Here is a 25579-nt window from a genome sequence, read left to right as displayed (position 1 = left end):
CGCACGATAGTTCGTCGCGGGCCGGTCCCCTCAAGGGGCGCTGTCCTCGTCCTGCACTTCGGCCATCGCCGGATCCAGCAGGCGTGACAGGAAGTGGCGGGTGCGCTCGTGTGCGGGGTTGGCGATGACCCGCTCCGGCGTACCGTCCTCAATGATCACCCCGCCGTCCATGAACACCACCCGGTCGGCCACCTCCCGCGCGAACGTCATCTCGTGAGTCACCACCATCATGGTCATGCCCTCGTTCGCGAGCATCCGCATGACCGCCAGTACGTCGCCCACCAGTTCCGGGTCGAGTGCGGAGGTCGGTTCGTCGAAGAGCATCACCTCGGGGTCCATCGCCAACGCCCGTGCGATGGCGACGCGTTGCTGCTGCCCGCCGGAGAGGGACGCGGGATACGCCGCGGCCTTCTCGGAGAGGCCGACGCGCCGCAGGTTCTCGGCTGCAACCTTCTCCGCCGCCCCCTTGTCCCGGCGCAGGACCCGGCGTTGGGGCAGGGTGAGGTTCTCGGTGACGGTCAGGTGCGGGAAGAGGTTGAACTGCTGGAAGACCATGCCGATACGACGACGCACGGCATCGATGTCCACGTCCGGGTCGGTGACCTCGGTGCCGCCGACGAACACCCGCCCCTTCGTGGGTTCTTCGAGCAGGTTCACGCAGCGCAGCAGCGTCGACTTGCCGGAGCCGGACGGGCCGATGACGCACACCACCTCGCCCTGCCCGATCTCCAGGTCGATACCCCGCAGCACCTCGTTCGTGCCGAACGACTTGTGCAGGCCGCGCACTTCGATCTCGGGATTCCCGGGATTCTCGCGATTCCCTGACGGAGCGGTCATCGCACGGCCTCCCCGGTCTTCGTCTCCATGCGGCGCACCACGAAGCTCAGCGGGATCGTGACGAGGAGATAGCACAGGCCCGCCACCAGGATGGGCGTGGAGTTGGCCGTCGTACTCGCCAAGTCCCTGCCGTATTTGGACAGTTCACGCTCCTCCAGGGTGACGCCCAGGAACAGGACCAGGGAGGAGTCCTTGAAGAGGAGGACGAGTTCGTTGGTGAGGGGCGGCAGGATGATCCGGAAGGCCTGCGGGACGACGATCGACACCATGGCCCGCGCCTGCGAGAAGCCGAGCGAACGGGCCGCCTCCAACTGCCCTTTGGGCACCGCCTGGATGCCGGCCCGGATCGTCTCCGCCATGTACGCGGCCGACACCAGGCCGAGCGCGAGGGCGACCTTGCCGTACGTGCCGCCGACGATCTCCGTGCCCGGGAAGGCCAGGGGTACGGCGACGCCGACGAAGATGAAGATCAGCAGGGCGGGCAGCCCCCGGAAGATCTCGATGTAGATCCCGGCGAGCCAGCGGTACGGGCCGACGGACGACAGCCGCATCAGCGCGACGACCATTCCCAGCACGAGTCCGAAGACGAAGCCGGACAGGGTGTAGAGCACGGTGTTCTTCAGCGCCAGCGTGATGACGTCGGGGAACATCTGCTTGGCGATGCTCCACTGCGCGAACTGGTTCTTCAGGCGCCCCCAGTCGGCGGTGACCGCGAAGGCGATCACCGCGCCGAGGAACACGGTGTACTGAACTCCCCTGGACAGCCTGCGCCGTTGACGACGCGTCAGACCTTTTGCGCGCGACTGGAGTTGCAGGTCGGTCATGAGGCGGAGGGCGAGGCGGCCGAGGCGTCGTACGGGCCGATCCACTTCTCGTACAGCTTCTTGTACGTCCCGTCGGCCTTCGCGTCCTTGATCGCCCTGTTGATGGCGGCGAGGAGCTCGGTGTTGCCCTTCTTGACCGTGAAGCCGTACTGCTCACCGGTGTTGAGGTTGTCGACGACCTGGAAGGCGTCGGCGTTGGCCTTGGTCTTGAGCCAGCCCTGGACGACCGGGTAGTCGATGATGACGGCCTGGACCTGGCCGGTGCGCAGGCCGTTGAGAACGGCGTCGGAGGACTCGAAGGAGACGGGGTCGAAGCCCTTGCTCTTCGCGTAGTCCTCGCCGGTGGTCTGCGCCTGCGCGCCGAACTTCTTGCCCTTGGCCTTCACGTCGGCGAGGGAGGTGATCCCGCTCTTCTTGTCGACGAGGACGGCCTGGGTGGCGTCGAAGTACGGGTCGGAGAAGTCGACGTTCTTCTTGCGCTCGGCGGTGATGGTCATGCCGGCGGCGGCCAGGTCGCACTCGCCGGCGTTGAGGAAGGCGCCGGTCTTGAAGTTCTCGAACGGGGTGTCCAGGATCTGCTGCTTCACGCCGAGGTCCTTGGCGACCAGGTCGATGAGGGAGACGTCGAAGCCCTGCACCTTGCCGTCGATCTCGGACTGGAAGGGCGGGTAGGGCAGGTGGGTGCAGGTCGTGAGCTGACCCGCCTTGACGAGTTCGACGCCACCGGCGGCGGTCTTCGAACCGCTGCCGCCGCTGTCGCTCGACGTGCAGCCGGCCACGAGGACGAGTGCGGCCGTCGCGGTGGTGGCGGCCAGGGTGCGGGCCCGGCGGCCGAGGAGCGTGTTCACGGAGGCCTCCTGTGACGGAACTGTGGCTTCCGATTATTCGGAGGGGCGGGGCGACCCGCTCGTGGTGAGGTGGCGCCCAGGGGGCCGTACGGGCTAAGAAGTCGCCGGTCAGAGGGGCCCAGGGGCGCCGGTTACCCTCATCCTCATCGACCCCGCGAGTGAAAGAGCACAGCCGTGACGCACCACCCCTTCCTCGACCTGCCCCCGCTGAGCGCCGCGCACTTCGCCTCGATCGAGGACCGGGTGGCCCGGCTGCTCGGCACCGAGCAGGATGTCGTGATCATGCAGGGCGAGGCGCTGCTGCCGCTGGAGGGAGCGATCCGTTCGACGGCCGGTCCTGGCACGGTCGCGCTGAACGTCATCACCGGCCCCTACGGGCAGACCTTCGGCAACTGGCTGCGGGACTGCGGCGCCGAGGTGATCGACCTGGCGGTCCCCTTCCACACGGCGGTGACGGCGGACCGGATCAGGGAGGCCTTCGCCGAGCGCCCCGACATCGACTTCGTGTCCCTGGTCCACGCGGAGGCGGCGACCGGCAACACCAACCCGGTCGCGGAGATCGGCGAGGTCGTACGCGCGCACGGCGCCCTCTTCTACCTCGATGCGGTGGCCTCCATCGGCGCGGAGCCGGTGCTGCCGGACGCATGGGGCGTCGATCTGTGCGTGATCGGGGCGCAGAAGGCGATGGGCGGCCCGGCGGGCGTCTCGGCGGTGTCGGTGAGCGCACGGGCATGGGCCCGTATGACGTCCAACCCCGGCGCCCCGCGCCGCTCGTACCTCTCCCTCCTCGACTGGAAGGACCGCTGGGTGGACGCGGGCCGCAAGACCCTGCTCCACGCCCCGGCCCAGTTGGAGATGCTCGCCCTGGAGGCCTGCGTCGAGCGCATCGAGACGGAGGGCCTCGACACGGTGATGCGCCGCCACGCCACCGCGGCGGCGGCCACCCGCGCGGGCGCCCTGGCCCTGGGCGGCGGCCTGGAACCGTACGTCCACAACGCGACCGAGGCCGCACCGGTCGCCACGACGCTCAGGACACCGCCGGGCGTCATCGCATCGGACCTGGTGGCGAGGGCCCTGGCAACGGCCCCCACCCTGCCCCTCACGGCGGGCGGTGGCGCCCTGTCGAAGGAGATGATCCGGGTCAACCACTACGGGGTCGACGCGACGGTGGAGACGGTACAGAGCTGCCTGGCGGCACTGGGCACGGCGATGGAAAGCATCCGCGGCATTACCAGCGCCGAATCCTGATTTAATTCCGGGAAATTTTATCGCCGATTTAACGGGCAGCTTCCCATTCCCTCCTGCCCGCTTTCCGTGCGGTCAAACGCAAATAATTCGCGTAGATCTCGTGAGGGTTACACCCTTGTGACCCGTTACACAGGAAGACTATTTTGCCCTTTATGTGCGGGTCAAACCAGTACATAACTTCCGCACCCGCACGCGTGATAACACAGCACAGCCCCAGACGTAACCCCATTCCTCCATGCAATTTCGAATTTCCCTCGGTAAATTCAACTTGCATGACCGCCACCCGAGCAGACCTGCACACAGACCGCCCCACGGTGGCCGACGGCGCCGCGCTCTGGCGTATCGCCAAGGACTCGAACGCCCTCGACCTGAACTCGTCGTACAGCTATCTGCTGTGGTGCCGGGACTTCGCCGGCACCTCCGCCGTCGTGCGGGACGAGCGCGGGGAACCGGTCGGTTTCGTCACCGGCTACATCCCGCCGGACCGGCCCGGCACCCTGCTCGTGTGGCAGGTCGCCGTCGACGCCGCGCAGCGCGGGCGCGGGCTGGCCGCCCGGCTGCTGGACGGCCTCACCGAACGGGTCGCGGCCGAGTACGACGGGCTGACCGCGATCGAGACCACGATCACGCCCGGCAACACCGCCTCCGAGCGTCTCTTCACCTCCTACGCCGAACGCCACGGCGCCACCGTCGAGCGCACGGTCCTCTTCGAGGCCGGTGACTTCCCGGACGGACCGCACGACCCCGAAGTGCTGTACCGGATCGGTCCGTTGAGTGTCTGAGGCCGCGGCCTCCGAAACCCCCCACACCCCCTGAGGAGCGATTCGCGTGACCATCACCCAGCCCGATCTCAGCGTCTTCGAGACCCTGGAGTCCGAGGTCCGCAGCTACTGCCGCGGCTGGCCCACCGTCTTCGACCGGGCCCGGGGCAGCCGTATGTACGACGAGGACGGCCACGCCTACCTCGACTTCTTCGCGGGCGCCGGCTCGCTCAACTACGGGCACAACAACCCTGTCCTGAAACGGGCGTTGATCGACTACCTGGAGCGCGACGGCGTCACCCACGGGCTCGACATGTCGACCAGCGCCAAGCGGGCGTTCCTCCAGACCTTCCAGGACCTGGTGCTGCGGCCCCGCGACCTGCCGTACAAGGTGATGTTCCCCGGCCCGACCGGCACCAACGCCGTTGAATCCGCGCTGAAGCTGGCGCGGAAGGTGAAGGGCCGCGAGTCGATCGTGTCGTTCACCAACGCCTTCCACGGGATGTCGCTGGGCTCGCTCGCCGTGACCGGCAACGCCTTCAAGCGGGCCGGTGCCGGCATCCCGTTGGTGCACGGGACGCCGATGCCGTTCGACAACTACTTCGACGGCAGGGTCCCCGACTTCCTGTGGTTCGAGCGGCTGTTGGAGGACCAGGGCTCCGGTCTCAACAAGCCGGCCGCCGTGATCGTCGAGTCCGTGCAGGGCGAGGGCGGCATCAACGTCGCCCGCCCCGAATGGCTGCGCGCGCTCGCCGAGTTGTGCGAGCGCCAGGACATGCTGCTGATCGTCGACGACATCCAGATGGGCTGCGGACGCACCGGCGCGTTCTTCTCCTTCGAGGAGTCGGGGATCGTGCCCGACATCGTCACCGTCTCCAAGTCCATCAGCGGCTACGGCCTGCCGATGTCGCTGTGCCTGTTCAGGCCGGAGCTGGACATCTGGGAGCCGGGCGAGCACAACGGCACGTTCCGCGGCAACAACCCGGCGTTCGTCACCGCGACCGCCGCCCTGGAGGCGTACTGGGCGGACGGCTCCGCGATGGAGAAGCAGACCCGGACCCGCGGCGAACAGGTCGAGCAGGGGCTGATCTCCATCACCGAGGAGAACCTCGCCGACATCAAGGAGTACCGGGGCCGCGGACTGGTCTGGGGCATCGAGTTCAAGGACCCCCAGCGCGCCGGGCGGATCTGCGCCCGCGCCTTCGAACTCGGCCTGCTGGTCGAGACGTCGGGCCCGCAGGGCGAGGTCGTGAAACTGCTCCCCGCGCTGACCATCACCCCGGAAGAGCTGGACGAGGGCCTGAGCGTCCTCGCCCGAGCCGTACGGGAAACCGTCTGACACCACGTCAAGGAGGCGTCGAAACACCGTGATTGTCCGTTCGTTCAAGGAACTCGAAGGCACCGACCGGCACATCAAAGCCGCGTCCGGCACCTGGGAGAGCAAGCGCATCGTCCTCGCCAGGGAACGGGTCGGCTTCTCGCTCCACGAGACCGTCCTCTACGCGGGGACGAAGACGTCCATGTGGTACGCCAACCACGTCGAGGCCGTCGTCTGCGTCGAGGGCGAAGCCCTGTTGACCGACAACGAGACCGGGCAGACGTACACGATCACGCCCGGGACCATGTACCTCCTCGACGGGCACGAGCGGCACACGATGCGGATCAAGGAGGACTTCCGCTGCATCTGCGTCTTCAACCCGCCCGTCACCGGACGGGAGGACCACGACGAGAACGGCGTCTACCCCCTGCTCACCGAACCCGAGGAGGTCTGACGAGCATGACGACCACAGTCACTGACCTGTACCCCAGCCGCGGCACCACCGAGGTGTCCGTCCCGCGCAGGGACCCCGTCGTCTGGGGCTCCCCCGACACCCCGGGACCGATCCCGCCGGCCGACCTCCACTCCTTCGAGCACGACGGCTTCCTCGCCATGCCGGAACTCCTCCGTGACGACGAAGTCGCCGTCTACCGAGGGGAGTTGGAGCGCCTCGTAGCCGACCCCGCGATCCGGGCCGACGAACGGTCGATCGTCGAGCCGCAGTCGAAGGAGATCCGGTCGGTCTTCGAAGTGCACCGGATCAGCGAGGTGTTCGCGCGGCTCGTGCGGGACGAGCGGGTCGTCGGGCGGGCCCGGCAGATCCTCGGCTCGGACGTGTACGTCCACCAGTCCCGGATCAACGTGAAGCCGGGCTTCGGCGCGAGCGGCTTCTACTGGCACTCGGACTTCGAGACCTGGCACGCCGAGGACGGGCTGCCGAACATGCGGACCGTGTCGGTGTCGATCGCGCTCACCGAGAACCACGACACCAACGGCGGCCTCATGATCATGCCGGGCTCGCACCGCACGTTCCTCGGCTGCGCGGGCGCGACCCCCGAGGACAACTACCGCCGGTCGCTCCAGATGCAGGACGCGGGCACGCCGTCCGACGAGGCGCTGACCGACATGGCCTCGCAGTACGGCATCAAGTTGTTCACGGGCAGGGCCGGTTCGGCGACCTGGTTCGACTGCAACTGCATGCACGGCTCCGGCGACAACATCACCCCGTTCCCGCGCAGCAACGTCTTCATCGTCTTCAACAGCGTGGAGAACAAGGCAGTCGAGCCGTTCGCGGCGCCGGTGCGCAGGCCCGCGTTCATCGGGGCACGGGACTTCACGCCGGTGAGCTGAGGGACGGCGTCAGAGCCAGGCCAGGGCCGCGGCCCGCTCTAGTACGTTCCGTACGGCGTCCTCGTCGCCCGTCGCCCCGCGCGGCACCGCGTCGGGGGTGTACCGCCCGCCCACCAGCAGGCAGAAGTCGACGGGATCCAGGACGAGTTCGGCCCGCACGGGCTCGTCCTCGGAGCCCAGCACCCACTCGCCCCCGCCCGTGATCGCGAAGAGCACCGGCGGCGCGGCGGGACCGAGCGCCAGACCGAGGACGCGCACGGCCAGCCGGACCAGCCGCCCGAGGTGTTCCTCGGGCGGCGGCGGTACGCGCAGGCCGAGGGCGCGGCCCAGGTCGTCGGTGTGGATCCAGGTCTCGAAGGCCCGCACCACGAAGTGATCGGCCACCGGCAGCCTGATCCCCATCAACAGCATTGCGCAGGAGGCGAGTTCGGAGTCGCCCGCCTCCGGGGTCGCGAGGAGGTCCGCCGCCTGCGCGGACCAGTCGGCGACCGTCGCCCCGGGGTCACGGCCGTGCTCATGGGCGATGACGTCCCTCGTACGGCGGTCCCAGGCGTCCTCCCAGGCCGTGCCCTCCTCGATCCGGGACACGGGGACGCGCGCGCCGATGCCCAGGCGCACGGCCAAGTGCTCGTCGGCGGCGAGGAGATGGGCGAGTGTCGCGTGGGCGTCCCAGTCGTGGACCACCGGAGTGCCCCAACGGCCCTCCAACTCGGGGAGCAGGGCGCGGAGTCCGGCCACCGCGGCGGCGTAGGGGGCGGCGTGCGGGGCGACTTGGGGTGCGGCGGGGCGGGCGCGCAGGGCACGGGTGAGGACGTGCGCGGTGGGTTCGGCCTGGGCGCCGTTCACGAGTGGGCCGTCCAACAGGCGTACCGTCTCGCGCAGTCGGGCCGCTTCGGCGGAGCAGCTCTCGCACTCGGCCAGGTGCGGCTGGACGCTTCCGCGCTCGGCGGGCGGGAGCGCGCCGAAGGCCCAGGCGGCCAGTAGGTCCCGTACACCGTCGTGGTCGGTCATCGAGCGTCCCCCTTCCTTCTCGTCATCATGCGCCTCTTTCCAGCGCCGGGTCCGGTGGGTCCGCCAAAGACTCGGCCAAGGTGCGTAACGCCGTGCGCAGGCGGGTCTTGGCGGTGCCCTCGGGGATGCCGAGTTCGGCGGCGGCCTGGCGGTAGGTGCGGCCCGCGAAGTAGGCGAGGTGTACCACTTCCCGCTGGGGTTGCGGGAGTTCGGCGAGCGCGGTGTGCAGGAGCAGGGCGCGTTCGCGGTCCACGACCGTCTCGTCGGGGCCCGGTCCGGCGTCCGGGATCGCGTGCAGCGCCGAGTCGTCGGCGTGGCTGTGCTTGCGGTGTCTGGCCTCGCCGCGCACCCAGTCCACGGCCCGCCGGTGCGCCAGCAGCGAGAGCCAGGTGCGCAGCGAGCCGCGGCCCGCGTCGAAGGCGTAGGGCCTGCTCCACAGGTGGGCGAAGACCTCCTGCGCCACGTCCTCGGCGGCGAGCGGGCTGCGGGTGACCCGTGCGGCGATCCCGCGCACCAGGCCGCCGTAGATCCGGTACGCCTCGGTCAGCGCGGACTCGTCGCCGTACACGAGCCGTCGGTGCAGCTCCGTGTCGGCGGCGGATGGTACGGACGTGCTGCTGCCCGTCGGCTGCACCGGCACCACCCCCTGGTGCCCTTCCTAGCGTCAGCCGGACAGGACGTCCAGCAGGCGGTCGACGTCCTCGGGGGTGTTGTAGAGGTGGAAGGCGGCGCGCAGGTTCCCCGCCCGGTCGGAGACCTCGACTCCGGCCGCGCTCAACTCGCCCTGGCGGTGGCCCAGTCCGGGGACGGAGACGATCGGTGCGCCGGGGGACGGAACGGGCTCGTGGCCGAGGGCCGCCAGGCCCGCGCGGAAGCGGTCGGCCAGGGCGAGGTCGTGGGTGCGTACGGCGGCCACGCCCAACTCCTCCAGCAGGGCGAGGGAGTGACGGGCACCGGCGTAGGAGAAGAGGGCCGGGCTCTCGTCGAACCGGCGGGCGGAGTGGGCGAGTTCAGCGACCGGGCCGTAGCAGCTGTCCCATGGGGCCTCCCCCGCGACCCAGCCCGCGAAGACCGGGTCGAGGCCGCCGAGGTCCTCCGGGGTGACCAGGAAGGCGACTCCGCGCGGGCAGAAGAGCCACTTGAAGCCGACGGCGGCGACGTAGTCGTAGGCGTCCGCGTCGAGGTCCAGCCAGCCGGCGGCCTGCGAGGCGTCGACGTACGTACGCGCCCCGTGTTCGCTTGCCGCCGCCCGGAGTTCGGGCAGGTCGGCGATCCGGCCGTCGGCGGACTGGGCGGCGCTGACCGCGACGAGCGCGGTGCCGGGGCGTACCGACTCGGCGATCCGCTCCAGCGGGACGGTGCGCACCTTGAGGTCGGCGCGCATGTGGAAGGGGTTCACCACCGAGCTGAAGTCGGCCTCGGCGGTGAGGACTTCGGCGCCGGACGGGAGCGAGGAGGCGATCAGTCCGCTGTACACCGCCACCGAGGCACCGGCCGCGACCCGGCCGACCGGCACCCGCGCCAGGCGGGCGAAGGCGGCGCGGGACGCCTCGACGTCGTCGAACATGTCGGTCGGTGTGCCGACCGAGGCCGCCTCGACGGCGGTGTGCATGGCGGTGACGGTGCGCCTCGGGAGGAGGCCGGTGCTCGCCGTGTTGAGGTAGGTGTTCTTCGGGGCGAACTCGGCGCGGACGAGGCTCTCGAAGGTCTCCATGGCTCCACTCTGCGGTGCCGTGCGCCCCTCGTCCATTGCGTATTTTTGCGTGAATCCTCTAAGCGATGCTTATGCGTCGCCCCCGACCTGCGGCTTTCAGGCCTGCGGCACCGCGCAGCCGTCGGGACCGCAGGCCTCCGCGTCACCGTTGTCGATCAGCTTGAGCGGTGCGTGCTCGCCCCACGCCTGGGTCAGTGCCTGGGCGAAGACCTCGGCGGGCTGGGCGCCCGAGACGCCGTACTTGCGGTCGAGGACGAAGAAGGGGACGCCGTTCGCGCCCAGTTCGGCGGCCTCGCGCTCGTCGGCGCGGACGTCGTCGGCGTAGGCGCCCGGGTCGGCCAGCACCTTGCGGGCGGCGTCCGCGTCGAGGCCTGCGCCCACGGCCAGTTCGACGAGGCGCTCGTCGTCGCCGAAGACGGACCGCTCCTCGGCGAAGTTCGCCTTGTACAGCGCCTGGATCAGCTCGTCCTGGCGGCCCTGCTCCTTGGCGAAGTGGAGGAGGCGGTGCATGTCGAAGGTGTTGCCGTGGTCGCGGTCGCGGGTGCGGTAGTCGAGGCCCTCGGCCGCGGCCTGGGCGCCGAGGTTGTCCTCGCCCGCCTGCGCCTGCGCCTCGCTCATGCCGTACTTCTTGGTGAGCATCTTCAGCACGGGCTGGATGTCGCTCTTGGCGCGGCCCGGGTCGAGCTCGAAGGACCGGTGGACGACCTCGACGCCGTCGCGGTGCGGGAAGGCGTCGAGGGCCTTCTCGAAGCGGGCCTTGCCCACATAGCACCAGGGACAGGCGATGTCCGACCAGATCTCGACGCGCATTCTTCGGCTCTTTCCAGGACGTGTGCGGTTGACGGAGAGTCCCTCCGTTTCCCCCGTGAACGTTCCTTCGTCCCGCTTCATTCCCCGGCGAGCGCCAGTCGCATCCCCAGGTGGTGACCGTCGTCGGCCGGATCGGCGACCCAGCCCTGACGGACGTAGAAGGCCTGCGCCCGTTCGTTGTCGACATGCACGTCGAGTACGGCGGTCCGCCGGGCGTCGGCCCGCCACTGCTCGACGCAGGCCGTGTGCAGGGCCGTGCCGAGGCCGGAGCGCCAGCGGTCCGGGTCGACGTGGAACTGGAACAGCTTGACCGTTTCCGCCGGGCCGTCCTCCGGAGTGCGGAAGGAGGCGACCGCGACGATACGGCCCTCCTGGACCGCGCACAGCACATGGCCGTCCGGCCGCTCGACGGAGGCCGACCAGGCGGCGCGCCAGTCGAGGTCGGACGGCGGGAGGCCGTCGGGGTAGTAGGTCGACCGGGCGCGGAAGTGCAGGTCGGCGATGGTCCCGGCCTCGGCGGGCAGGGCCGTGCGGATCATCAGGGTGTCGGTGGCGCGATCACTCGTCATGCGACCGATGACGTGACCTCCGCCGCTCCGGTTCCCAGCCGGCTGAACTGCGTCCGGTAGGCGCTCGGGGCCAGTCCGGTGCGGCGGACCAGGTGGCCGCGCAGGGAGTCCGCCGTGCCCAGGCCGCAGGCGCGGGCCAGCTGGTCCATGGGGAGGGCGGTGGTCTCCAGGAGCTCCTTGGCGCGCTCGACGCGCTGGTGGAGCAGCCACTGGAGGGGGCTCACCCCGCTCTCGGCGTGGAAGCGGCGGGTGAGGGTGCGGACGCTCACGCCCGCGTGCCGGGCCAGGTCGGTGAGGGTGAGCGGCTTGTCGAGGTTGCGCATGGCCCAGCCCCGGGTGTCGGCGCAGGCGGTGCCGCGTTCGGGCGGCAGCGGGGTCTGGGTGAACTGCGTCTGCCCGCCCGGCCGTACGGGTGCGACGAGGGCGAGGCGGGCGACCTCTTTGGCGACGGCGGCGCCGTAGTCGGTGCGGATGATGTGCAGACAGAGGTCGATGCCGGCGGCGTAGCCGGAGGCGGTGAGGACCTGGCCGTCCTGGACGTAGAGGACGTCTCCTCTGAGGTCGAGGGCCGGGTAGCGCTCGCGCAGTTCGTCCGCCATCCCCCAGTACGTGGTGGCGCTGCGGCCGTCGAGCAGCCCGGCCTCGGCGAGCAGGAAGGCGCCGCTGCAGATGGAGGCGACGCGTTTGCCCGCGGCGGCGGCCTCGCGGACGGCGGCGACCGCGACCGGATCGGGTTCGTAGCGCTCGCCGGTGCCCGCGAGCACGACCGTGTCGGCGGTGCGCAGGACGTCGAGACCCCGGCCCACCTGGAGGTGCAGGCCGCCGGTCGTCACCACCGGGCCGCCGTCCGAGCTGCAGATGGTCACCTCGTAGCCGGGCTCGCCGTCGACCTCGACCTTGGCGAAGAGCATCTCCGGGATGGCCAGGTTGAACATGGAGACGGGGGACGGCGCGACGATCGCGACGCGGTGCGGGGACCGTTTCCTCGGCATGTTCCTTGGCATGGCCAGAACCTCCGGCTGTATGGCATTCCGGCCACTACTCTATGCCGTCGCGAGTCCGCAGCATGAGTACATGCCAACCACCACCACCCAACTCACGCCCCGCACCCGCGACTTGACCCCACCCTCCCCCGCTCTCACCCTCACCGCCGCCCTCCTCGGCTTCGCGCTCATCACCCTCGACGCGTCCGTGGTGAACGTGGCACTGCCGTCGATCGGACAGGCTCTCGGTGGCGGGATGGCGGGCCTGCAGTGGGTGGTGGACGCCTACACCCTCGCCTTCGCCGCCCTGATGCTGTCCACCGGCGCCTTCGCGGACCGGGCCCGGGCGAGCCGGGCGTACGCGATCGGCATCGCGGTGTTCACCCTCGCCTCGGCGGCCTGCGGCCTGGCCCCCAACCTGCCCGAGCTGATCGCCGCGCGCGTGGCGCAGGGAGTGGCGGCGGCCGTCGTCCTGCCGGCCTCACTGTCCCTCGTACGACAGGCCTACCCCGAGCCGGCCAAGAGGGCACGGGCGGTGGCCACTTGGGGCGCGGGTGGTGCGGTGGCGATCGCCCTCGGACCGGTGGCCGGGGGTGCGCTGACCACCGTCTGGGACTGGCGGGGCATCTTCTTCATCAACCTGCCGCTGGGCGCGGTGGCACTGGCGCTCCTGGTCCGCTCACCGCGCTCGGAACGCCGGCCCGCACCGCTCGATCTCCCGGGCCAGCTGACGGCGGTGGTGACGCTCACCGCCGTGACCTTCGCGGTGATCGAGGGCGGCACAACGGGAGTTGTGGCCTCGCTGGTCGCCCTCGTGGCGGGCGCGGCCTTCGTACGGATCGAACTCCGCCAGGCACATCCCGTGGTGCCGCTCGGCCTGTTCCGCAGCCGCGCGGTGTCCGTGGCGGTCGCCGCGGGCGCTGCGTGCAGTGTCGCCTTCTACGGCGTGGTCTTCCTCTTCTCGCTCTTCTTCCAGCAGGTGCAGGGCCGTTCGGCACTGTACGCCGGCCTGATGTTCCTCCCGATGGCCGCGCTGATCTCGGTGACGAACATCCTGTCGGGCAGACTGGCGGGCCGCTACGGAGCCCGACTCCCCATGCTGATCGGGCAGTTGCTGGCCACGGCGGGCACCCTCGGTCTGCTCTGGGTCGACGAGCGCACGCCCCCGCTCCTGGTCGCCGTACTGCTCGCGCCGATGGCCGTCGGCTGCGCCCTGACGGTCCCGCCGCTGACCATCGTGATGATGGACGCGGTACCGGCGGAGCGGGCGGGGCTGGCGGCCGGGGTCCTCAACTCGGCGCGCCAGGTGGCCGGTGGGCTGGGCATCGCCGTGTTCGGCGCGCTGGTCTCCGACGGTTTCACGACGGGCCTGCGGGAGAGCCTCGCGATCAGCGCGGCCCTCTTCGCGGTGACGGCCTCGCTCAGCTTCCGTCTCTCAGGTCGTCCGGCCAACTCGCCCTGAACTCAAGGTGGTCGTACGTCACGACACACCCCTCCCCGATCGGCGACTGCGTCATGAATCCGACCAGCGCGGCGTCCGTCTCCTTCTCGTCACCGAGCGTGAAGAGCCGGACGAAGACCCACCGCTCGCCGTCCCGCGAGGCATGAAAGGCAAAGGCCCGCCCGGTACGGCTGACCCGCAGCCACACCGAACTCCCGTCCACGGTGAAGGAGTTGGCGTCGTCGGAGTGTCCCCGGGTGACGACCGTACAGACAGTGGGCACGTCCGGCGAGTACTCCAGGCACAACTTCGCCCAGGCCCGCTCCCCCACATGGACATAGAGCACCCCGGCATCGAACGACCCCGCGAACCCCACGGTCACCCGAGCGATCAGCTGAAAGTCCCCGTGCGGCGCCCCGAGCAACCGGGGCGCGTCGGAGGCGGGGTCCAGCCCCTCCCCGGTGGGCGGCACAAACCGATCCTGCCGGGGCCCGGCCCACCCGGTGAGCACACCGTCCTCGTAGGACCAATGCCCGTCGGGCCCGTAAGTACGGAGGGGGAAAGGTAGTTGGGGAAGTTCCAAGTCCATCCACTTACTATCTCAGGCCCAGGCGAAGGTCTTTCAGGGGCGCGGGGAACTGCGCGACCAGCCACAACGGACCGGCACTCCGCACTCAACCGCACCCCCAACGGCGCTACCGCTCCAACCGCCCGTCATAACGCCGAGGCAGCCCAAGAGGGTTGTCGTCCCTGAGCTCCAACGGCAGCAAAGCCTCAGGGGTGTTCTGATAAGCAACCGGCCGCAGCCACCGCTCAATAGCCGTACCGCCAACGGAAGTCGACGTAGAAGTCGTCGCCGGATACGGCCCTCCGTGATGCTGCGCAGGCGCCACCGCAACCCCCGTGGGCCACGCGTTCACCAACACCCGCCCGGCCAGCGGCGTGAGTTCGGCCAGGATCTCCGCCCCCCGCCCCTCCCCCGCCGCTTCCTCCGCCGACAGATGAACAGTCGCCGTGAGATTCCCGGGAAGCCGCGACAGCACCGCATTCGCCTGCGCGTCGTCGTCGTAGCGGGCCACCACGGTGACCGGCCCGAAGCACTCTTCGAGCAACAGGTCGTACGCCCCTTCGGCCGCGAGCTTCTCCGCCGGAACCGTCAGGAACCCCGGGCTCACGGTGTGCTCGCTGCCCGCGCCGGGCGTCACCGGCGAGTCCACGTCGGGGAGCCCGGCCCGCTCGGCGACACCCGCGAGGAAGTTGTCGCGCATCCGGTGGTCGAGCAGCACACCGGAGTCCGTGTCGCTGACGGCGTCGGTGAGCGACTTGACCAGCCCGTCCCCGGCGGAGCCGGACGGCACCAGCACCAGACCGGGCTTCACGCAGAACTGGCCGACGCCCAGGGTCATGGACCCGGCGAGCCCCGTGCCGATCGCCTCGGCCCGCTCGGCCGCAGCCGCCTCGGTGATCACGACGGGGTTGAGGGAGCCCAGTTCGCCGTGGAAGGGGATCGGGACGGGCCGGGACGCGGCCGCGTCGAAGAGGGCGCGGCCGCCCCGCACCGACCCGGTGAAGCCCGCGGCCGAGACCAGCGGGTGCTTGACGAGCTCCACGCCCGCCTCGAAGCCGTGCACCAGGCCGAGGACCCCGTCCGGGATGCCCTGCTCGGCGGCGGCCCGGCGCAGCACCTTCGCGACCAGCTCGGACAGGCCGGGGTGGTCGGGGTGGGCCTTGACGACGACCGGGCAGCCGGCCGCCAGCGCGCTCGCGGTGTCGCCGCCGGGGACGGAGAAGGCGAAGGGGAAGTTGGAGGCCGAGTAGACGGCGACGACACCCAGCGGCACCTTGTAGCGGCGCAGGTCCGGGATCGGCGGGGTGGCCGTGTCGTCGGGGTGGTTGATGACGACGTCGAGGAAGGCGCCCTCGTCGACGATGTCCGCGAAGGCGCGCAACTGGTAGCAGGTGCGGGCGAGTTCGCCGTTGAGCCGGACCGGGCCGAGCGCGGTCTCCGCGTCGGCGACCTCGACCAGCTGGTTCTTGGCCGCTTCGAGCTGGTCGGCGGCGCCGCGCAGGAAGGCCGCGCGGACCGTGCGGTCGGCGAGCGAGCCACGCGCGGCATGGGCGGCGCGGACGGCTGCGTCCACCTCCTGGGCTGTGGCCTCCACCGCAACCTGTTCCCGCTGCTTCCCGGTTCGGGGGTCGACACTCCAGACTGGTGCTGCTGCCACCGCGGGTCCCTCCACATGTAATGCCGCAGTTCTGGGTCATTCACCAGGCTCGTTCGATATGCTGAACGCTGTCTCTGATGATGAATGTGCTCGTGGAGACGATAACTCAAGGTTCTCGTCGAACGAAGGGGTCAAGGGCGATGTCGGCAGGCGAGAGTGGCGGCGGGGCACAGGTCAAGTCCGCGGTGCGGACGGTGGAGCTGCTCGAATACTTCGCGGGCCGGCCCGGTATGCACTCCCTCGCGGCGGTCCAGGAGGCCGTCGGTTACCCCAAGTCCAGCCTCTACATGCTGCTGCGCACGCTGGTGGAGCTGGGCTGGGTGGAGACGGACGCCACGGGCACGCGGTACGGCATCGGCGTACGGGCGCTGCTGGTCGGCACGTCGTACATCGACGGCGACGAGGTGGTCGCGGCGGCCCGCCCCACCCTCGACCGGCTCTCCGACGACACCACGGAGACCATCCACCTCGCCCGCCTCGACGGCACGAACGTGGTCTACCTGGCCACCCGCCAGTCGCAGCACTATCTACGGCCCTTCACCCGTGTCGGCCGCCGCCTCCCGGCGCACTCGACCTCGCTGGGCAAGGCGCTGCTGAGCACCTACTCGGACGAGCAGGTCCGCAAGATGCTCCCGGAGACGCTGCCCGCGCTCACCGAGCACACGATCACCGACCGCGAGAAGCTCATCGAGGAGCTGCACACGGTCCGTGAGCAGGGCTTCGCCGTGGACCGCGAGGAGAACACGCTCGGGCTGCGCTGCTTCGGCGTCGCGATTCCGTACCGCACCCCCGCGCGGGACGCGATCAGCTGCTCGGTGCCGGTGGCGCGGCTGACGCCCGCGCACGAACAGATGGTGAAGGACGCCCTGTTCGACGCCCGTGACCGGCTCACCCTCGCGACCCGGAGGCTCTGACCGATGGACGTCGCTCTGCGCCCGGTCCACGACAGCGACCTGCCGGTCTTCTTCCGGCAGACGAACGACCCCGAATCGCTCCGGATGGCCGCCTTCGGGCCCAAGGACCCGGCCGACCGGGACGCCTTCGACGCCCACTGGAAGCGCATCCGGGCGTCGGCGGACGTGCTGCGTACGGTCCTGGTCGACGGTGACGTGGTGGGCAGCGCCGCGGTGTACGGCGAGCCGGGCGAGCGCGAGGTGACGTACTGGATCGACCGCGCCTACTGGGGCAAGGGCATCGCGACGGCCGCGCTGCGCGACCTGCTGGCCGAGGTGTCCGAACGCCCGCTGCACGCGCGCGTGGCCGCCGACAACGCGGGCTCGCGGCGCGTGCTGGAGAAGTGCGGCTTCGTCGTCACCGGGCACGACCGGGGGTTCGCGAACGCGCGGGGCGAGGAGATCGACGAGCTCCTCCTGACGCTGACTTCATGAGCACTCGATGAGAAAAGCGGCGTAAGGGAACGACTCCGTCCCGTCCGCTCGTCCTCCATGCGGGATGAACAAGACGATCAGGCGCACCTCCGTCTTCGTACTGCTCCTCGTGTTCGCTCTCCTGGTGAGGGCGACCTGGGTGCAGTTCTACGACGGCCAGGCGCTCGCGGACGACAAGGACAACCGGCGCAACGCGATCGAGACGTACGCGGACCCGCTCGGGAACATCATCGTGGCCGGGAACGCGATCACCGGCTCGACGCGGACGGAGAGCAGCAGCGACCTCGCGTACAAGCGCACCTACACGGACGGCAAGCTGTACGCGGCGGTGACGGGCTACGCCTCGCAGAGCTACGCGCCGACGCAGTTGGAGGGGATCTACGCGGACCTCCTCGACGGCACGGACAGCGGACTGAAGACCGTCATGGACACGATCACCGGGGAGCGGGCGGCTCCGGGCAACGTGGTCACGACGATCGACCCGGCGGTTCAGAAGGCCGCGTACGAGGCGCTCGGCGACAAGAAGGGCGCCGCGGTCGCGATCGATCCGACCACCGGCAAGATCCTCGCCGTCGTCTCGACGCCGTCCTACGACCCCTCGAAGCTGACCGACGCGAACACCGCCGGCGCTGCCTGGAAGCAGCTCAACGCCGACCCCGACAAGCCGCTGACCAACCGCGCGCTGCGCCAGCCGTTGCCGCCGGGCTCCACGTTCAAGCTGGTGGTGGCCGCGGCGGCCCTGGAGGACGGGCTCTACTCCTCGGTGGACGAGAAGACGACCAGCCCCTCGCCGTACACCCTGCCGGGCACGGTCACCCCGCTGAAGAACGAGAGTTCGTCCGCGCCCTGCACCAACGCCTCGATCCGGGTCGCGCTCGAGTACTCGTGCAACACCGTGTTCGCGAAGATGGCCGTCGACCTCGGGCAGGACAAGGTCAAGGCGATGGCCGAGAAGTTCGGCTTCAACGACGACAAGCTGGACGTCCCTGTGCGCGCGTACCCGAGCGTCTACCCCTCGAACATGAACCAGTCGTCGACGGCCCTGACGGGCATCGGCCAGTACGACGTGACCGCCACCCCGCTCCAGATGGCCATGGTGTCGGCCGCTATAGCCAACGACGGCAAGCTGGTCTCCCCGCACATGGTGTCGGAGACCACCGACAGCGGCGGCGATGTGGTCCACAACTACGACACCAGCACGACGACGAAAGAGATCGTCAGCTCGCGCACCGCGCAGCAGCTCCAGTCGGCGATGCAGAGCGTCATCACCGACGGCACCGGCACGAACGCCCGGATCGCGGGCGTGACCGTGGGCGGCAAGACGGGCACCGCCCAGCACGGCGAGAACAACGACCAGTCCCCGTACGCCTGGTTCACGTCCTACGGCAAGTCCGACTCGACCGGCAAGGAGGTCGCGGTGGCGGTGGTGGTCGAGCAGTCGGACGCGGCGAGGTCGGAGATCAGCGGCAACGGCCTGGCGGCCCCGGTGGCCAAGGCGATGATGAAGGCGGCGCTGAAGAGTTAGCGAGCGGCCCCGGCCGGGTGGCCGGGGCCGTCGTTCACTTGACGCCGAGGATCTGCTCCACCGGGTCGATGGCGAAGTACACGAGGAACAGCGCGGACACACCCCACAGCAGCCAGTTGACCTCCTTCGCCTTCCCGAGCACCGCCTTGATCACGACGTACGAGACGAACCCGGCGCCGATCCCGTCGGTGATCGAGTACGTGAACGGCATCGCGGCGATCGTGAGGAACGCCGGGATCGCGATCTCGTACTTGTCCCAGTCAATGTGCTTGACGTGGGTCATCATCAGGAACCCGACGGCGATCAGCGCGGGCGCGGCGGCCTGCAACGGCACGATGGTCAGCAGCGGGGTCAGGAACAGCGCCAGCCCGAACAGCCCACCGGTGATCAGGTTCGAGAACCCGGTACGCGACCCCTCACCCACACCCGAAGCCGACTCGATGTAGGCGGTGTTGGAGGACGCGGAACCGATCCCGCCTGCGACGGCCGCGGCACCGTCGATGAACAGGACACGGCCGATGTTGGGCACCTGCCCCTGCTCGTCCAGCAGTCCGGCCTCCGCGCTGATCCCCACGATCGTGCCCATCGCGTCGAAGAAGTCCGACAGGATCAGCGTGAAGATCAGCAGGATCACGGTGATCGCGCTGGTCTCGCCGAAGGCTCCGAACAGGCTGAAGTGTCCGATGAGCCCGAAGTCGGGCGCGGCCACGATCTTGTCCGGCACCTTGGGGGTCATCAGGCCCCAACTCTTGATGTCGGCGGCGGAGTTGATGATGATCGCGAGGACGGTCATCGTGACGATGCTGATCAGGATCGCGCCCTTCACCTTGCGGGCGACCAGCGCGATGGTCAGCAGTACGCCGAGACAGAAGACCAGGACGGGCCAGCCGGTCAGTCTGCCGACGGCGCCGAGCTGTACGGGGACCGTGGTCTGCGCGGCGTCCGGTATACGACTGACGAAGCCGGCGTCGACGAAGCCGATGAACGCGATGAACAGACCGATGCCGACGCCGATGGCCTGCTTTAGCTGTTGCGGGATCGCGTTCATGATCGCCTCGCGCAGTCCGGTGAGGACCAGGACGCAGATCAGGACGCCCTCGATGACCACGAGACCCATCGCGTCGGGCCAGCTCATCAGCGGCGCCAGCTGGAAGGCGACGACGGCGTTGAGGCCGAGGCCCGCGGCGATGGCGAGGGGCAGATTGCCGCCGACGCCCATGATGACCGTCATCACACAGGCCACCAGGGCGGTGGCGGTGACCAGTTGGCCGGTGTCGAGCGAGTGACCGAACTTGTCCTTGGCGCTGCCCAGGATGATCGGGTTCAGCACGAGGATGTAGGCCATCGTGAAGAACGTGGCGAAGCCGCCGCGTATCTCGCGGCCGAAGGTGGACCCCCGTTCGGAGATCTTGAAGTACCGGTCGACGCTGTTCGCCGCCGGTGGTTCGGCACTTGGCCGGTCAGCCACCTTCTGTGACTCTGACATGCGGGTACTCCTCGTTGCCTCAGTGATCGGTGCGCGGATGCTGGCTGGATTGTTCCCGCGTTGAACCTGTTTCAGGTTTTCCCCGTGTTACGGAATCAGGGTCGACGCACCGGCTTGTGGCCGACCTGTCAAACAACGTTCGAAGGCCTGCACCAATCCAGCCAGTTGATCACTGCTACGCTTCCGGATCTCGCCGGAGTCACCTCCGGATGATCACGTGTCATCTACATGACACACACAACCACGCAGCGAGGAGAGGTCCGCCGTGGGCACAGTCGTCGACGACGCCGCCTCCGTGGAGTTCCACGCCTTCTTCGAACGCCACTACGCCGAACTGTCGCGCCTGGCCCACCTGTTGACGGGTGAGGCGGACGCCGCCGACGATCTCGCGGCCGACGCGCTGCTCGCGCTCTGGCACCGCTGGGACCGGGTGCGCGCCGCCGACCACCCCGCGGCCTACGCCCGTGGCGTCGTCGCCAACCTGGCCCGCACCCGGATCCGCAGCGCGGTGCGCGAACGGCGGCGGGTCGCCCTGTTCTGGTCGCAGCGCGAGGAGAAGACCGAGAACCCGGACGTGGCCGGCGTGGTCGACGTCCAGGAGGCCCTGCGCAGGCTGCCGTTCCGCAAGCGGGCCTGTGTGGTGCTGCGGCACGCGTTCGATCTGTCGGAGAAGGACACCGCGCTCGCCCTCGGTGTCTCCGTCGGTACGGTTAAGAGCCAGACGTCGAAGGGCATGGCCGAGTTGCAGCGTCTGCTCGGCCCGCAGAGCCCTCCGCTGCAGATGCATGCGGCCATGGCGCGCGGCGGCGAGACCGGAGGGAGGAACCGATGAGGCACCAGGACGTCCACGACGACGAGTTGAGCGCCCGGCTGCACGAGGCGGCCGAGGCGCACGAGCCCGACCGGGCGCGTATCCTGGCGCGGCTCGAACGCGGCATGGCCGCGCAGTCGCGTCCCGACCACCGGGCCACCCGGCCGCCGGTGTTCGGCTGGGTGCGGGTGGTCAGCGCGACGGCGGCAGTGGCGAGCGTCCTCGCGATCGGCGGCTACGCGGTGGCGTCCGCGGTGAAGGGCAACTCCCCCGCCGAGCAGACGGTGTCCGTCTCGCCGACCCCGACACCCACGCCGTCCCCGGACGCGACGAGCCGTACCCCGGTCAAACCGGTTGCCCCGAAGCCGAGTTCGGGTTCAGGCACCTCGCACAACTCGTCCGGGGCGAGCACCTCCCCGACGGCGTCCGCGACCGCCTCGCCGTCCGCGCCCGTGCTGCCGCCGGCCTCCGGTACCCAGGACGGCCCGCTGTGGTCGGACGGCTCGATCGACCCGGGCAGCAACGACTTCTGGGCGCAGAGCGACATCACCCTGAAGGCGACCAAGCAACTCACCTCGCTCACCGTCCAGTTGAAGGTCAAGCTGACCGGCGGGGTCAGCTCCGCGGGCGCCTGGCGCTCACTGCCCGAGCAGGACTTCACGCAGACGGTGGCGGAACAGGACGGGTTCCTGGTCTACACCTGGGTGCTCAAGGAGGGCCGTACGGTCGCGGTCGGGGACTGGGTCTTCGCCGGGCAGTACAACCACGACCGCGGCGGCCGGGACGCCAAGGACGACAGCTACTCGGCGGCGGGCACGGCGGCCGGGCAACAGCTGTCCGTGAAGGGCGACTTCGCGGCGCAGAAGTCGTAACCGGAATTCTCGTACAGGCGGCAACCCTTTCTCCTCCGGTGGCGACAAGGAAGCGCAAGGTTCCTCTCGCACGGAGCACACGGAGCAAGTCGCTTGAGCACGCACAAGAAGCACCTCACCCGCAGGCGGGTGCTCGGGGCCTCCGCGATCGGTGTCGCCGCCACCGGCGCGGCCGTCGCGGGCGGCGCCGGCCTCCTCCCGTCCGCCTCCGCCGCGGCCTTCGGCTACACCGACGACGGCTCCGACTACGTGATCACCACGGGCGCTTCGCTCGTGTTCAAGGTCTCGAAGTCGACGGGCGACCTCACGTCCCTCGCCTACAAGGGCAAGGAGTACGAGGGCTACGGCGGCAAGCACTCGCACGTCGAGTCCGGGCTCGGCGCCTCGACGGTCACCATCGGGCAGTCTGGCTCGACGATCCTGGTGAAGGTGGTCCACGGCCCGATCACCCAGTGGTACGCGGCCCGCAGCGGCGAGAACAATGTCTACCTGTGGACGGACAAGGCGGACGCGTCCTTCACGGCGACCCGCTACATCGTGCGGGTGAAGCCGGGAATGTTCCCCAACTCCGGCTCCGACGCCTGGGATTCGACCACCGACACGATCATCGAGGCGGGTGACGTCTGGAAGCACCCCGACGGCACGACCCGCTCCAAGCACTACTCGGGCAAGCGGACCATCGACTACGACCACGTCGGCTTCACCACCGGCGCCGTCGGCCTGTATCTGGTCCGCTCCAACCACGAGAAGGCGTCCGGCGGCCCCTTCTACCGCTCCCTGCTGCGCCACTCGAACGAGGGAGGCTCGGGCCTGTACGAGATCCTGCACTACAACGAGGCCCAGACGGAGCCCGAACGCTTCGGCCTCCAGGGCCCGTTCGTGGTGACGTTCACGGACGGCGGCACACCGTCGTCCGCCCTCTTCGCGGCGAACCTCGACACGTCGTGGGTGGACGCGCTGGGCATCACGGGCTGGGTGGGCAAGGCGGGCCGCGGGAAGGTGGCGGGGGTCGGCCTGAAGGGCATGGACCCCAAGTACCCCTACACGGTGGGCTTTTCCAACCCGGACGCGCAGTACTGGACGAAGGCCGCGACCGGCACCGGCGCCTTCTCCTGCAAGGGGATGCTGCCCGGGACGTACACACTGACGGTCTTCAAGGGCGAACTGGCGGTGCACACGGGGTCGGTGGCGGTGACAGCGGGCGGTACGACGTCGCTGCACACCCTGACGATCACCGGTGACCCGTCCGCGGCCACGGCGGTGTGGCGCCTGGGCAACTGGGACGGCACACCAGGGGAGTTCAAGAACGCCGAGCTGATGACGTACGCGCATCCCTCCGACGCCCGGGCGGCGAAGTGGACGGGGAACGTGACGATCGGGAGCGGGGGCGAGGCCGCGTCCTTCCCGGCGTATCTGTGGAAAGACGTCAACGACGGCGTCCTGATCTACTTCAAACTGACGGCGGCGCAGGCAGCAGCAGCACACACGCTGCGGGTCGGGGTGACGACGGCGTACATCAACGCCCGCCCCCAAGTCACGGTGAACGACTGGGTCTCGCCCATCCCCACCCCACCCACACAACCCTCGACGCGCGATCTCACCACGGGTTCCTACCGCGGAAACAACCACACGTTCGTTTTCAACGTCCCTTCCAGTGCGTGGAGTTCGGACACGACGAAGTACAACGTCCTGAAGATCAACGCGGTCAGTGGTTCAACGGGCACGGGCTTCCTCAGTCCAGGCACGTCGTTCGACTGCATCGACCTGCTGGCCTGAGCCCCCCTCGGTCAGCAGAGCGACGCCCCCGCCGGTGACGACCGGCGGGGGCGTTGTCCATCGGGGCCCGGGATCTCAGCGGTCCGCGCGCCGCCGCACGTGGAGGTGGCCGTCTCGGGGGAAGGCGGGCGGCGCGGCGGGCAGCACGCTGTCGAACTCGTACCGCCCCTTCTCCGCGACCCGGCACGAGGCCAAGTTGTTCACCTGGTGCAGGAGTTCGAGCCACTCCAGCCCGTCGGCGGCCAAGGTGTCGAAGGCCCATTCACTGACTGCGTGGAGTGCGCGGGGTGCCACTCCCATCCCGCGAGCGTGTGCGGCGGTCCAATAGCCCACTTCGGCGGCCGGCTTGCCGGGAGTGACCTCCTTGAGAACCATATTGCCCACCAACTGCTCTTGATCAGAGCCGGGTTGGGCCTCAAATACGGCGAACGCGAACCGCTCCCTCGCCGCCCAACCCCGCTCCTGCTCCCGCACCCACCGCGCCCCGTCAACCTCGTTGTCGACGAGGGAAGTTATCCACTGCCGCAAGACGGGATCCCGGCCCGCCTCGACCAGCGCGGGAACGTCCGCGAGGCGCCAGGGCCGAAGAACGAGAGCGGGGGCGGTCGGCGTCGCGGCTACGTGAAGTACGACGGGAGCAGTCATGAACTGATCATATTCGGCGCCGATTTCGCCCTGCGGTGTCTCACGTCTGCCCTGCCGTGGCAGTGTCCGTCCGGACGCGCAGAGCCTGCACGGACCAGTCGAGCGCCGGTGCCAGACTCTCCGGGGCGGGCCAGCCGTTGACCACGGCGAGCAGTTGGAGATACCGCTCCCTGCGGGGGTCGTTGACGCGCTCCAGCCGAGCGGTCAGCCGGCGACGAAGCTCGATGTCGTCGTCGGGGTGGTCGAAGAGGTGCGCGTAGTCCGCGGTGAAGGCGGCAACGAACGGATCGGCCTGAGACGAGGCCGGTGCGATACCGGCGGCGAGGGCCGGCCCGACCTGGTCACGGACGACTGCGGCAATGTCACGACGCGGGCCCGTCGTCGCATCTCTTCGCACCTGCTCGGCGGCTTGCTCCTCGGCCAACTGCCGCACGGAGGCGCGGAATTCAGGATCCAGGGACAGTTCGGCCAACTCCACCCACGCCTGGACCTGTTCCGCATCCGGGTTGTCGGGCAGCTCGGGGGTCATCGAGCGCTTGACCCCGACGAACGCGGGGACGGCGGCGTCAAGCCCGCCGAAGACTGCGCCGAGGAACTCGTCGACCAGACGCCGACGTTCGTCCTCGGACAGCTGGGCCAGTCGATGCATAAGCTCCGTCTCCTCAGGTGTCGACCCCCGCGCGCCCACCGCCGCCAGCACCGCATGCCGCAGACGCAGCACACCAATCTGCACCGCCAACGCTTCGGCATGCGCCGCGGCGACCTCGGGAAGCGAGAGCTCCCGGTCCACGACCTTCCGGATCGTGGAGAGGTCAAGTCCCAGCTCCCGCAGGGTCCTTACGAGGTCGAGCCGTGCGACGGCATCGGTGCCGTAAAGGCGGTAACCGGCCGGGGTGCGGTCCACCGGCGTCACGATCCCGCGATCGGAGTAGAACCGGATGGTCTTGACCGTGAGCCCGGTCCGCCGGGCGAGTTCGCCGATCGAGTAGAGGGGGTCGCCGTCCATGCCGCCACTTTTGCGTCTCCCCCTACTGGAGACTCAAGTCTCTTCGCCTGCCGATAGTCATCTCAAGATCCGCAAGGATTACTGCCGGATACTCGCGGCCTCGTATGGCGGAGACGCCCCGAGCCTCCCGC

Annotated in this window: 26 protein-coding genes; 12 read left to right on the top strand and 14 right to left on the bottom strand. The window is 69.6% G+C overall.

Annotated features, from left to right (window positions below; translation table 11 throughout):
• Nucleotides 1-30: 30 nt before the first annotated feature.
• From ACQHII_RS36575 to ACQHII_RS36565, 3 genes are read right to left on the bottom strand one after another with little or no spacing between them, the layout of a single operon-like run.
• Complete coding sequence (locus tag ACQHII_RS36575) at nucleotides 31-837, bottom strand: amino acid ABC transporter ATP-binding protein (protein WP_427923280.1); 807 nt, start codon at nucleotides 835-837, stop codon at nucleotides 31-33.
• A complete protein-coding gene (locus tag ACQHII_RS36570; RefSeq protein WP_427923279.1) occupies nucleotides 834-1661 on the bottom strand; it encodes an amino acid ABC transporter permease in 828 nt (275 codons plus the stop codon). The genes ACQHII_RS36575 and ACQHII_RS36570 overlap by 4 nt, the downstream gene beginning before the upstream one ends.
• Nucleotides 1658-2509: a transporter substrate-binding domain-containing protein gene (locus ACQHII_RS36565; protein ID WP_427923278.1), complete on the bottom strand. Its 852-nt coding sequence runs from the start codon at nucleotides 2507-2509 to the stop codon at nucleotides 1658-1660. Before ACQHII_RS36565 ends, ACQHII_RS36570 begins: the two co-directional genes overlap by 4 nt.
• A 174-nt stretch (nucleotides 2510-2683) precedes the next feature.
• On the opposite strand from ACQHII_RS36565, the gene ACQHII_RS36560 reads away from it, so the two are divergent.
• The 5 genes from ACQHII_RS36560 (at nucleotide 2684) to thpD (ending at nucleotide 7186) form a co-directional block, all read left to right on the top strand.
• Entirely contained in the window at nucleotides 2684-3757 is a 1074-nt protein-coding gene (locus ACQHII_RS36560; protein WP_427923277.1) for a pyridoxal-phosphate-dependent aminotransferase family protein, read from the top strand.
• A 272-nt stretch (nucleotides 3758-4029) separates the two neighbouring features.
• Complete coding sequence (gene ectA, locus ACQHII_RS36555; protein ID WP_427923276.1) at nucleotides 4030-4539, top strand: diaminobutyrate acetyltransferase; 510 nt, start codon at nucleotides 4030-4032, stop codon at nucleotides 4537-4539.
• A 46-nt stretch (nucleotides 4540-4585) separates the two neighbouring features.
• Nucleotides 4586-5857, top strand: a complete 1272-nt coding sequence (gene ectB / locus ACQHII_RS36550; RefSeq protein ID WP_427923275.1) for a diaminobutyrate--2-oxoglutarate transaminase — start codon at nucleotides 4586-4588, stop codon at nucleotides 5855-5857.
• Between the two features lie 28 nt (nucleotides 5858-5885).
• On the top strand, nucleotides 5886-6290 hold the full coding sequence (locus ACQHII_RS36545; RefSeq protein ID WP_427923274.1) for an ectoine synthase: 405 nt from the start codon (nucleotides 5886-5888) through the stop codon (nucleotides 6288-6290).
• 5 nt (nucleotides 6291-6295) lie between these two features.
• A complete protein-coding gene (thpD, locus tag ACQHII_RS36540) occupies nucleotides 6296-7186 on the top strand; it encodes an ectoine hydroxylase (protein WP_427923273.1) in 891 nt (296 codons plus the stop codon).
• Nucleotides 7187-7195: 9 nt separating this feature from the next.
• On the opposite strand, the gene ACQHII_RS36535 is transcribed toward thpD, so the two are convergent.
• The 6 genes from ACQHII_RS36535 to ACQHII_RS36510 all read right to left on the bottom strand — a co-directional run bounded on the left by ACQHII_RS36535 (nucleotide 7196) and on the right by ACQHII_RS36510 (nucleotide 12282).
• A complete protein-coding gene (locus ACQHII_RS36535) occupies nucleotides 7196-8197 on the bottom strand; it encodes a maleylpyruvate isomerase family mycothiol-dependent enzyme (RefSeq protein WP_427923272.1) in 1002 nt (333 codons plus the stop codon).
• A 25-nt stretch (nucleotides 8198-8222) separates the two neighbouring features.
• The gene (locus ACQHII_RS36530) at nucleotides 8223-8840 is read right to left on the bottom strand and encodes an RNA polymerase sigma factor (protein ID WP_427923271.1); all 618 of its coding nucleotides are present in this window, start codon (nucleotides 8838-8840) and stop codon (nucleotides 8223-8225) included.
• Between the two features lie 21 nt (nucleotides 8841-8861).
• Complete coding sequence (locus ACQHII_RS36525) at nucleotides 8862-9911, bottom strand: aminotransferase class V-fold PLP-dependent enzyme (protein WP_427923270.1); 1050 nt, start codon at nucleotides 9909-9911, stop codon at nucleotides 8862-8864.
• 96 nt (nucleotides 9912-10007) lie between these two features.
• The gene (locus ACQHII_RS36520; RefSeq protein ID WP_427923269.1) at nucleotides 10008-10721 is read right to left on the bottom strand and encodes a DsbA family oxidoreductase; all 714 of its coding nucleotides are present in this window, start codon (nucleotides 10719-10721) and stop codon (nucleotides 10008-10010) included.
• A 77-nt stretch (nucleotides 10722-10798) separates the two neighbouring features.
• Entirely contained in the window at nucleotides 10799-11290 is a 492-nt protein-coding gene (locus tag ACQHII_RS36515) for an N-acetyltransferase family protein (RefSeq protein ID WP_427923268.1), read from the bottom strand.
• Complete coding sequence (locus tag ACQHII_RS36510; protein WP_427925491.1) at nucleotides 11287-12282, bottom strand: GlxA family transcriptional regulator; 996 nt, start codon at nucleotides 12280-12282, stop codon at nucleotides 11287-11289. The genes ACQHII_RS36515 and ACQHII_RS36510 overlap by 4 nt, the downstream gene beginning before the upstream one ends.
• Before the next feature lie 82 nt (nucleotides 12283-12364).
• Between ACQHII_RS36510 and ACQHII_RS36505 the strand changes: the two genes are divergently transcribed.
• The gene (locus ACQHII_RS36505; protein WP_427923267.1) at nucleotides 12365-13735 is read left to right on the top strand and encodes an MFS transporter; all 1371 of its coding nucleotides are present in this window, start codon (nucleotides 12365-12367) and stop codon (nucleotides 13733-13735) included.
• Here the strand turns inward: ACQHII_RS36505 and ACQHII_RS36500 are convergent.
• Nucleotides 13695-14303: a DUF1349 domain-containing protein gene (locus ACQHII_RS36500; RefSeq protein WP_427923266.1), complete on the bottom strand. Its 609-nt coding sequence runs from the start codon at nucleotides 14301-14303 to the stop codon at nucleotides 13695-13697. The genes ACQHII_RS36505 and ACQHII_RS36500 overlap by 41 nt on opposite strands.
• Before the next feature lie 106 nt (nucleotides 14304-14409).
• The gene (locus ACQHII_RS36495; protein WP_427923265.1) at nucleotides 14410-15939 is read right to left on the bottom strand and encodes an aldehyde dehydrogenase (NADP(+)); all 1530 of its coding nucleotides are present in this window, start codon (nucleotides 15937-15939) and stop codon (nucleotides 14410-14412) included.
• 140 nt (nucleotides 15940-16079) lie between these two features.
• Between ACQHII_RS36495 and ACQHII_RS36490 the strand changes: the two genes are divergently transcribed.
• From ACQHII_RS36490 to ACQHII_RS36480, 3 genes are all read left to right on the top strand, one after another.
• The gene (locus ACQHII_RS36490; RefSeq protein WP_427923264.1) at nucleotides 16080-16853 is read left to right on the top strand and encodes an IclR family transcriptional regulator; all 774 of its coding nucleotides are present in this window, start codon (nucleotides 16080-16082) and stop codon (nucleotides 16851-16853) included.
• Between the two features lie 3 nt (nucleotides 16854-16856).
• Nucleotides 16857-17327 carry a GNAT family N-acetyltransferase gene (locus tag ACQHII_RS36485; RefSeq protein ID WP_427923263.1) on the top strand — a complete coding sequence of 157 codons (471 nt, stop codon included), beginning with the start codon at nucleotides 16857-16859 and terminating at the stop codon, nucleotides 17325-17327.
• A 64-nt stretch (nucleotides 17328-17391) separates the two neighbouring features.
• Nucleotides 17392-18852 (top strand): peptidoglycan D,D-transpeptidase FtsI family protein, encoded by a 1461-nt coding sequence (locus tag ACQHII_RS36480; protein WP_427923262.1) that lies wholly within the window; start codon nucleotides 17392-17394, stop codon nucleotides 18850-18852.
• A gap of 34 nt (nucleotides 18853-18886) precedes the next feature.
• Here ACQHII_RS36480 and ACQHII_RS36475 read toward each other — a convergent pair whose 3' ends face one another.
• Nucleotides 18887-20338, bottom strand: a complete 1452-nt coding sequence (locus ACQHII_RS36475) for an NCS2 family permease (protein WP_427923261.1) — start codon at nucleotides 20336-20338, stop codon at nucleotides 18887-18889.
• A 265-nt stretch (nucleotides 20339-20603) separates the two neighbouring features.
• Between ACQHII_RS36475 and ACQHII_RS36470 the strand changes: the two genes are divergently transcribed.
• From ACQHII_RS36470 to ACQHII_RS36460, 3 genes are all read left to right on the top strand, one after another.
• Nucleotides 20604-21170, top strand: coding sequence for a SigE family RNA polymerase sigma factor (locus ACQHII_RS36470; protein WP_200713547.1), 567 nt, complete (start codon nucleotides 20604-20606; stop codon nucleotides 21168-21170).
• On the top strand, nucleotides 21167-22021 hold the full coding sequence (locus ACQHII_RS36465; protein WP_427923260.1) for a hypothetical protein: 855 nt from the start codon (nucleotides 21167-21169) through the stop codon (nucleotides 22019-22021). The genes ACQHII_RS36470 and ACQHII_RS36465 overlap by 4 nt, the downstream gene beginning before the upstream one ends.
• 93 nt (nucleotides 22022-22114) lie before the next feature.
• The gene (locus tag ACQHII_RS36460; RefSeq protein WP_427923259.1) at nucleotides 22115-23797 is read left to right on the top strand and encodes a rhamnogalacturonan lyase B N-terminal domain-containing protein; all 1683 of its coding nucleotides are present in this window, start codon (nucleotides 22115-22117) and stop codon (nucleotides 23795-23797) included.
• Between the two features lie 75 nt (nucleotides 23798-23872).
• Here ACQHII_RS36460 and ACQHII_RS36455 read toward each other — a convergent pair whose 3' ends face one another.
• Together ACQHII_RS36455 and ACQHII_RS36450 are read right to left on the bottom strand one after the other, a co-directional pair.
• A complete protein-coding gene (locus ACQHII_RS36455; protein ID WP_427923258.1) occupies nucleotides 23873-24442 on the bottom strand; it encodes a GNAT family N-acetyltransferase in 570 nt (189 codons plus the stop codon).
• A 40-nt stretch (nucleotides 24443-24482) separates the two neighbouring features.
• Nucleotides 24483-25448 carry a MerR family transcriptional regulator gene (locus ACQHII_RS36450; protein WP_427923257.1) on the bottom strand — a complete coding sequence of 322 codons (966 nt, stop codon included), beginning with the start codon at nucleotides 25446-25448 and terminating at the stop codon, nucleotides 24483-24485.
• Nucleotides 25449-25579: the final 131 nt, after the last annotated feature.

It is taken from the genome of Streptomyces sp. cg40, from assembly GCF_050320165.1.
In the GTDB taxonomy this organism is placed as follows: Bacteria; Actinomycetota; Actinomycetes; order Streptomycetales; family Streptomycetaceae; genus Streptomyces; species Streptomyces hokutonensis.
Note: the sequence above shows the minus strand (reverse complement) of the source record. Positions and strands in the feature narration are given on the sequence as shown.

Excerpts from the sequence above, each read along its gene's own strand:
- ACQHII_RS36465 (WP_427923260.1), top strand. The coding sequence starts at position 21,167 with ATGAGGCACCAGGACGTCCACGACGACGAGTTGAGCGCCCGGCTGCAC.
- ACQHII_RS36450 (WP_427923257.1), bottom strand. The coding sequence starts at position 25,448 with ATGGACGGCGACCCCCTCTACTCGATCGGCGAACTCGCCCGGCGGACC.
- ACQHII_RS36475 (WP_427923261.1), bottom strand. The coding sequence starts at position 20,338 with ATGTCAGAGTCACAGAAGGTGGCTGACCGGCCAAGTGCCGAACCACCG.
- ACQHII_RS36505 (WP_427923267.1), top strand. The coding sequence starts at position 12,365 with ATGCCAACCACCACCACCCAACTCACGCCCCGCACCCGCGACTTGACC.
- thpD (WP_427923273.1), top strand. The coding sequence starts at position 6,296 with ATGACGACCACAGTCACTGACCTGTACCCCAGCCGCGGCACCACCGAG.
- ACQHII_RS36535 (WP_427923272.1), bottom strand. The coding sequence starts at position 8,197 with ATGACCGACCACGACGGTGTACGGGACCTACTGGCCGCCTGGGCCTTC.
- ACQHII_RS36490 (WP_427923264.1), top strand. The coding sequence starts at position 16,080 with ATGTCGGCAGGCGAGAGTGGCGGCGGGGCACAGGTCAAGTCCGCGGTG.
- ACQHII_RS36455 (WP_427923258.1), bottom strand. The coding sequence starts at position 24,442 with ATGACTGCTCCCGTCGTACTTCACGTAGCCGCGACGCCGACCGCCCCC.
- ACQHII_RS36525 (WP_427923270.1), bottom strand. The coding sequence starts at position 9,911 with ATGGAGACCTTCGAGAGCCTCGTCCGCGCCGAGTTCGCCCCGAAGAAC.
- ACQHII_RS36520 (WP_427923269.1), bottom strand. The coding sequence starts at position 10,721 with ATGCGCGTCGAGATCTGGTCGGACATCGCCTGTCCCTGGTGCTATGTG.
- ACQHII_RS36500 (WP_427923266.1), bottom strand. The coding sequence starts at position 14,303 with ATGGACTTGGAACTTCCCCAACTACCTTTCCCCCTCCGTACTTACGGG.
- ACQHII_RS36480 (WP_427923262.1), top strand. The coding sequence starts at position 17,392 with ATGAACAAGACGATCAGGCGCACCTCCGTCTTCGTACTGCTCCTCGTG.
- ectA (WP_427923276.1), top strand. The coding sequence starts at position 4,030 with ATGACCGCCACCCGAGCAGACCTGCACACAGACCGCCCCACGGTGGCC.
- ACQHII_RS36570 (WP_427923279.1), bottom strand. The coding sequence starts at position 1,661 with ATGACCGACCTGCAACTCCAGTCGCGCGCAAAAGGTCTGACGCGTCGT.
- ACQHII_RS36575 (WP_427923280.1), bottom strand. The coding sequence starts at position 837 with ATGACCGCTCCGTCAGGGAATCGCGAGAATCCCGGGAATCCCGAGATC.
- ACQHII_RS36485 (WP_427923263.1), top strand. The coding sequence starts at position 16,857 with ATGGACGTCGCTCTGCGCCCGGTCCACGACAGCGACCTGCCGGTCTTC.
- ACQHII_RS36515 (WP_427923268.1), bottom strand. The coding sequence starts at position 11,290 with ATGACGAGTGATCGCGCCACCGACACCCTGATGATCCGCACGGCCCTG.
- ACQHII_RS36510 (WP_427925491.1), bottom strand. The coding sequence starts at position 12,282 with ATGCCGAGGAAACGGTCCCCGCACCGCGTCGCGATCGTCGCGCCGTCC.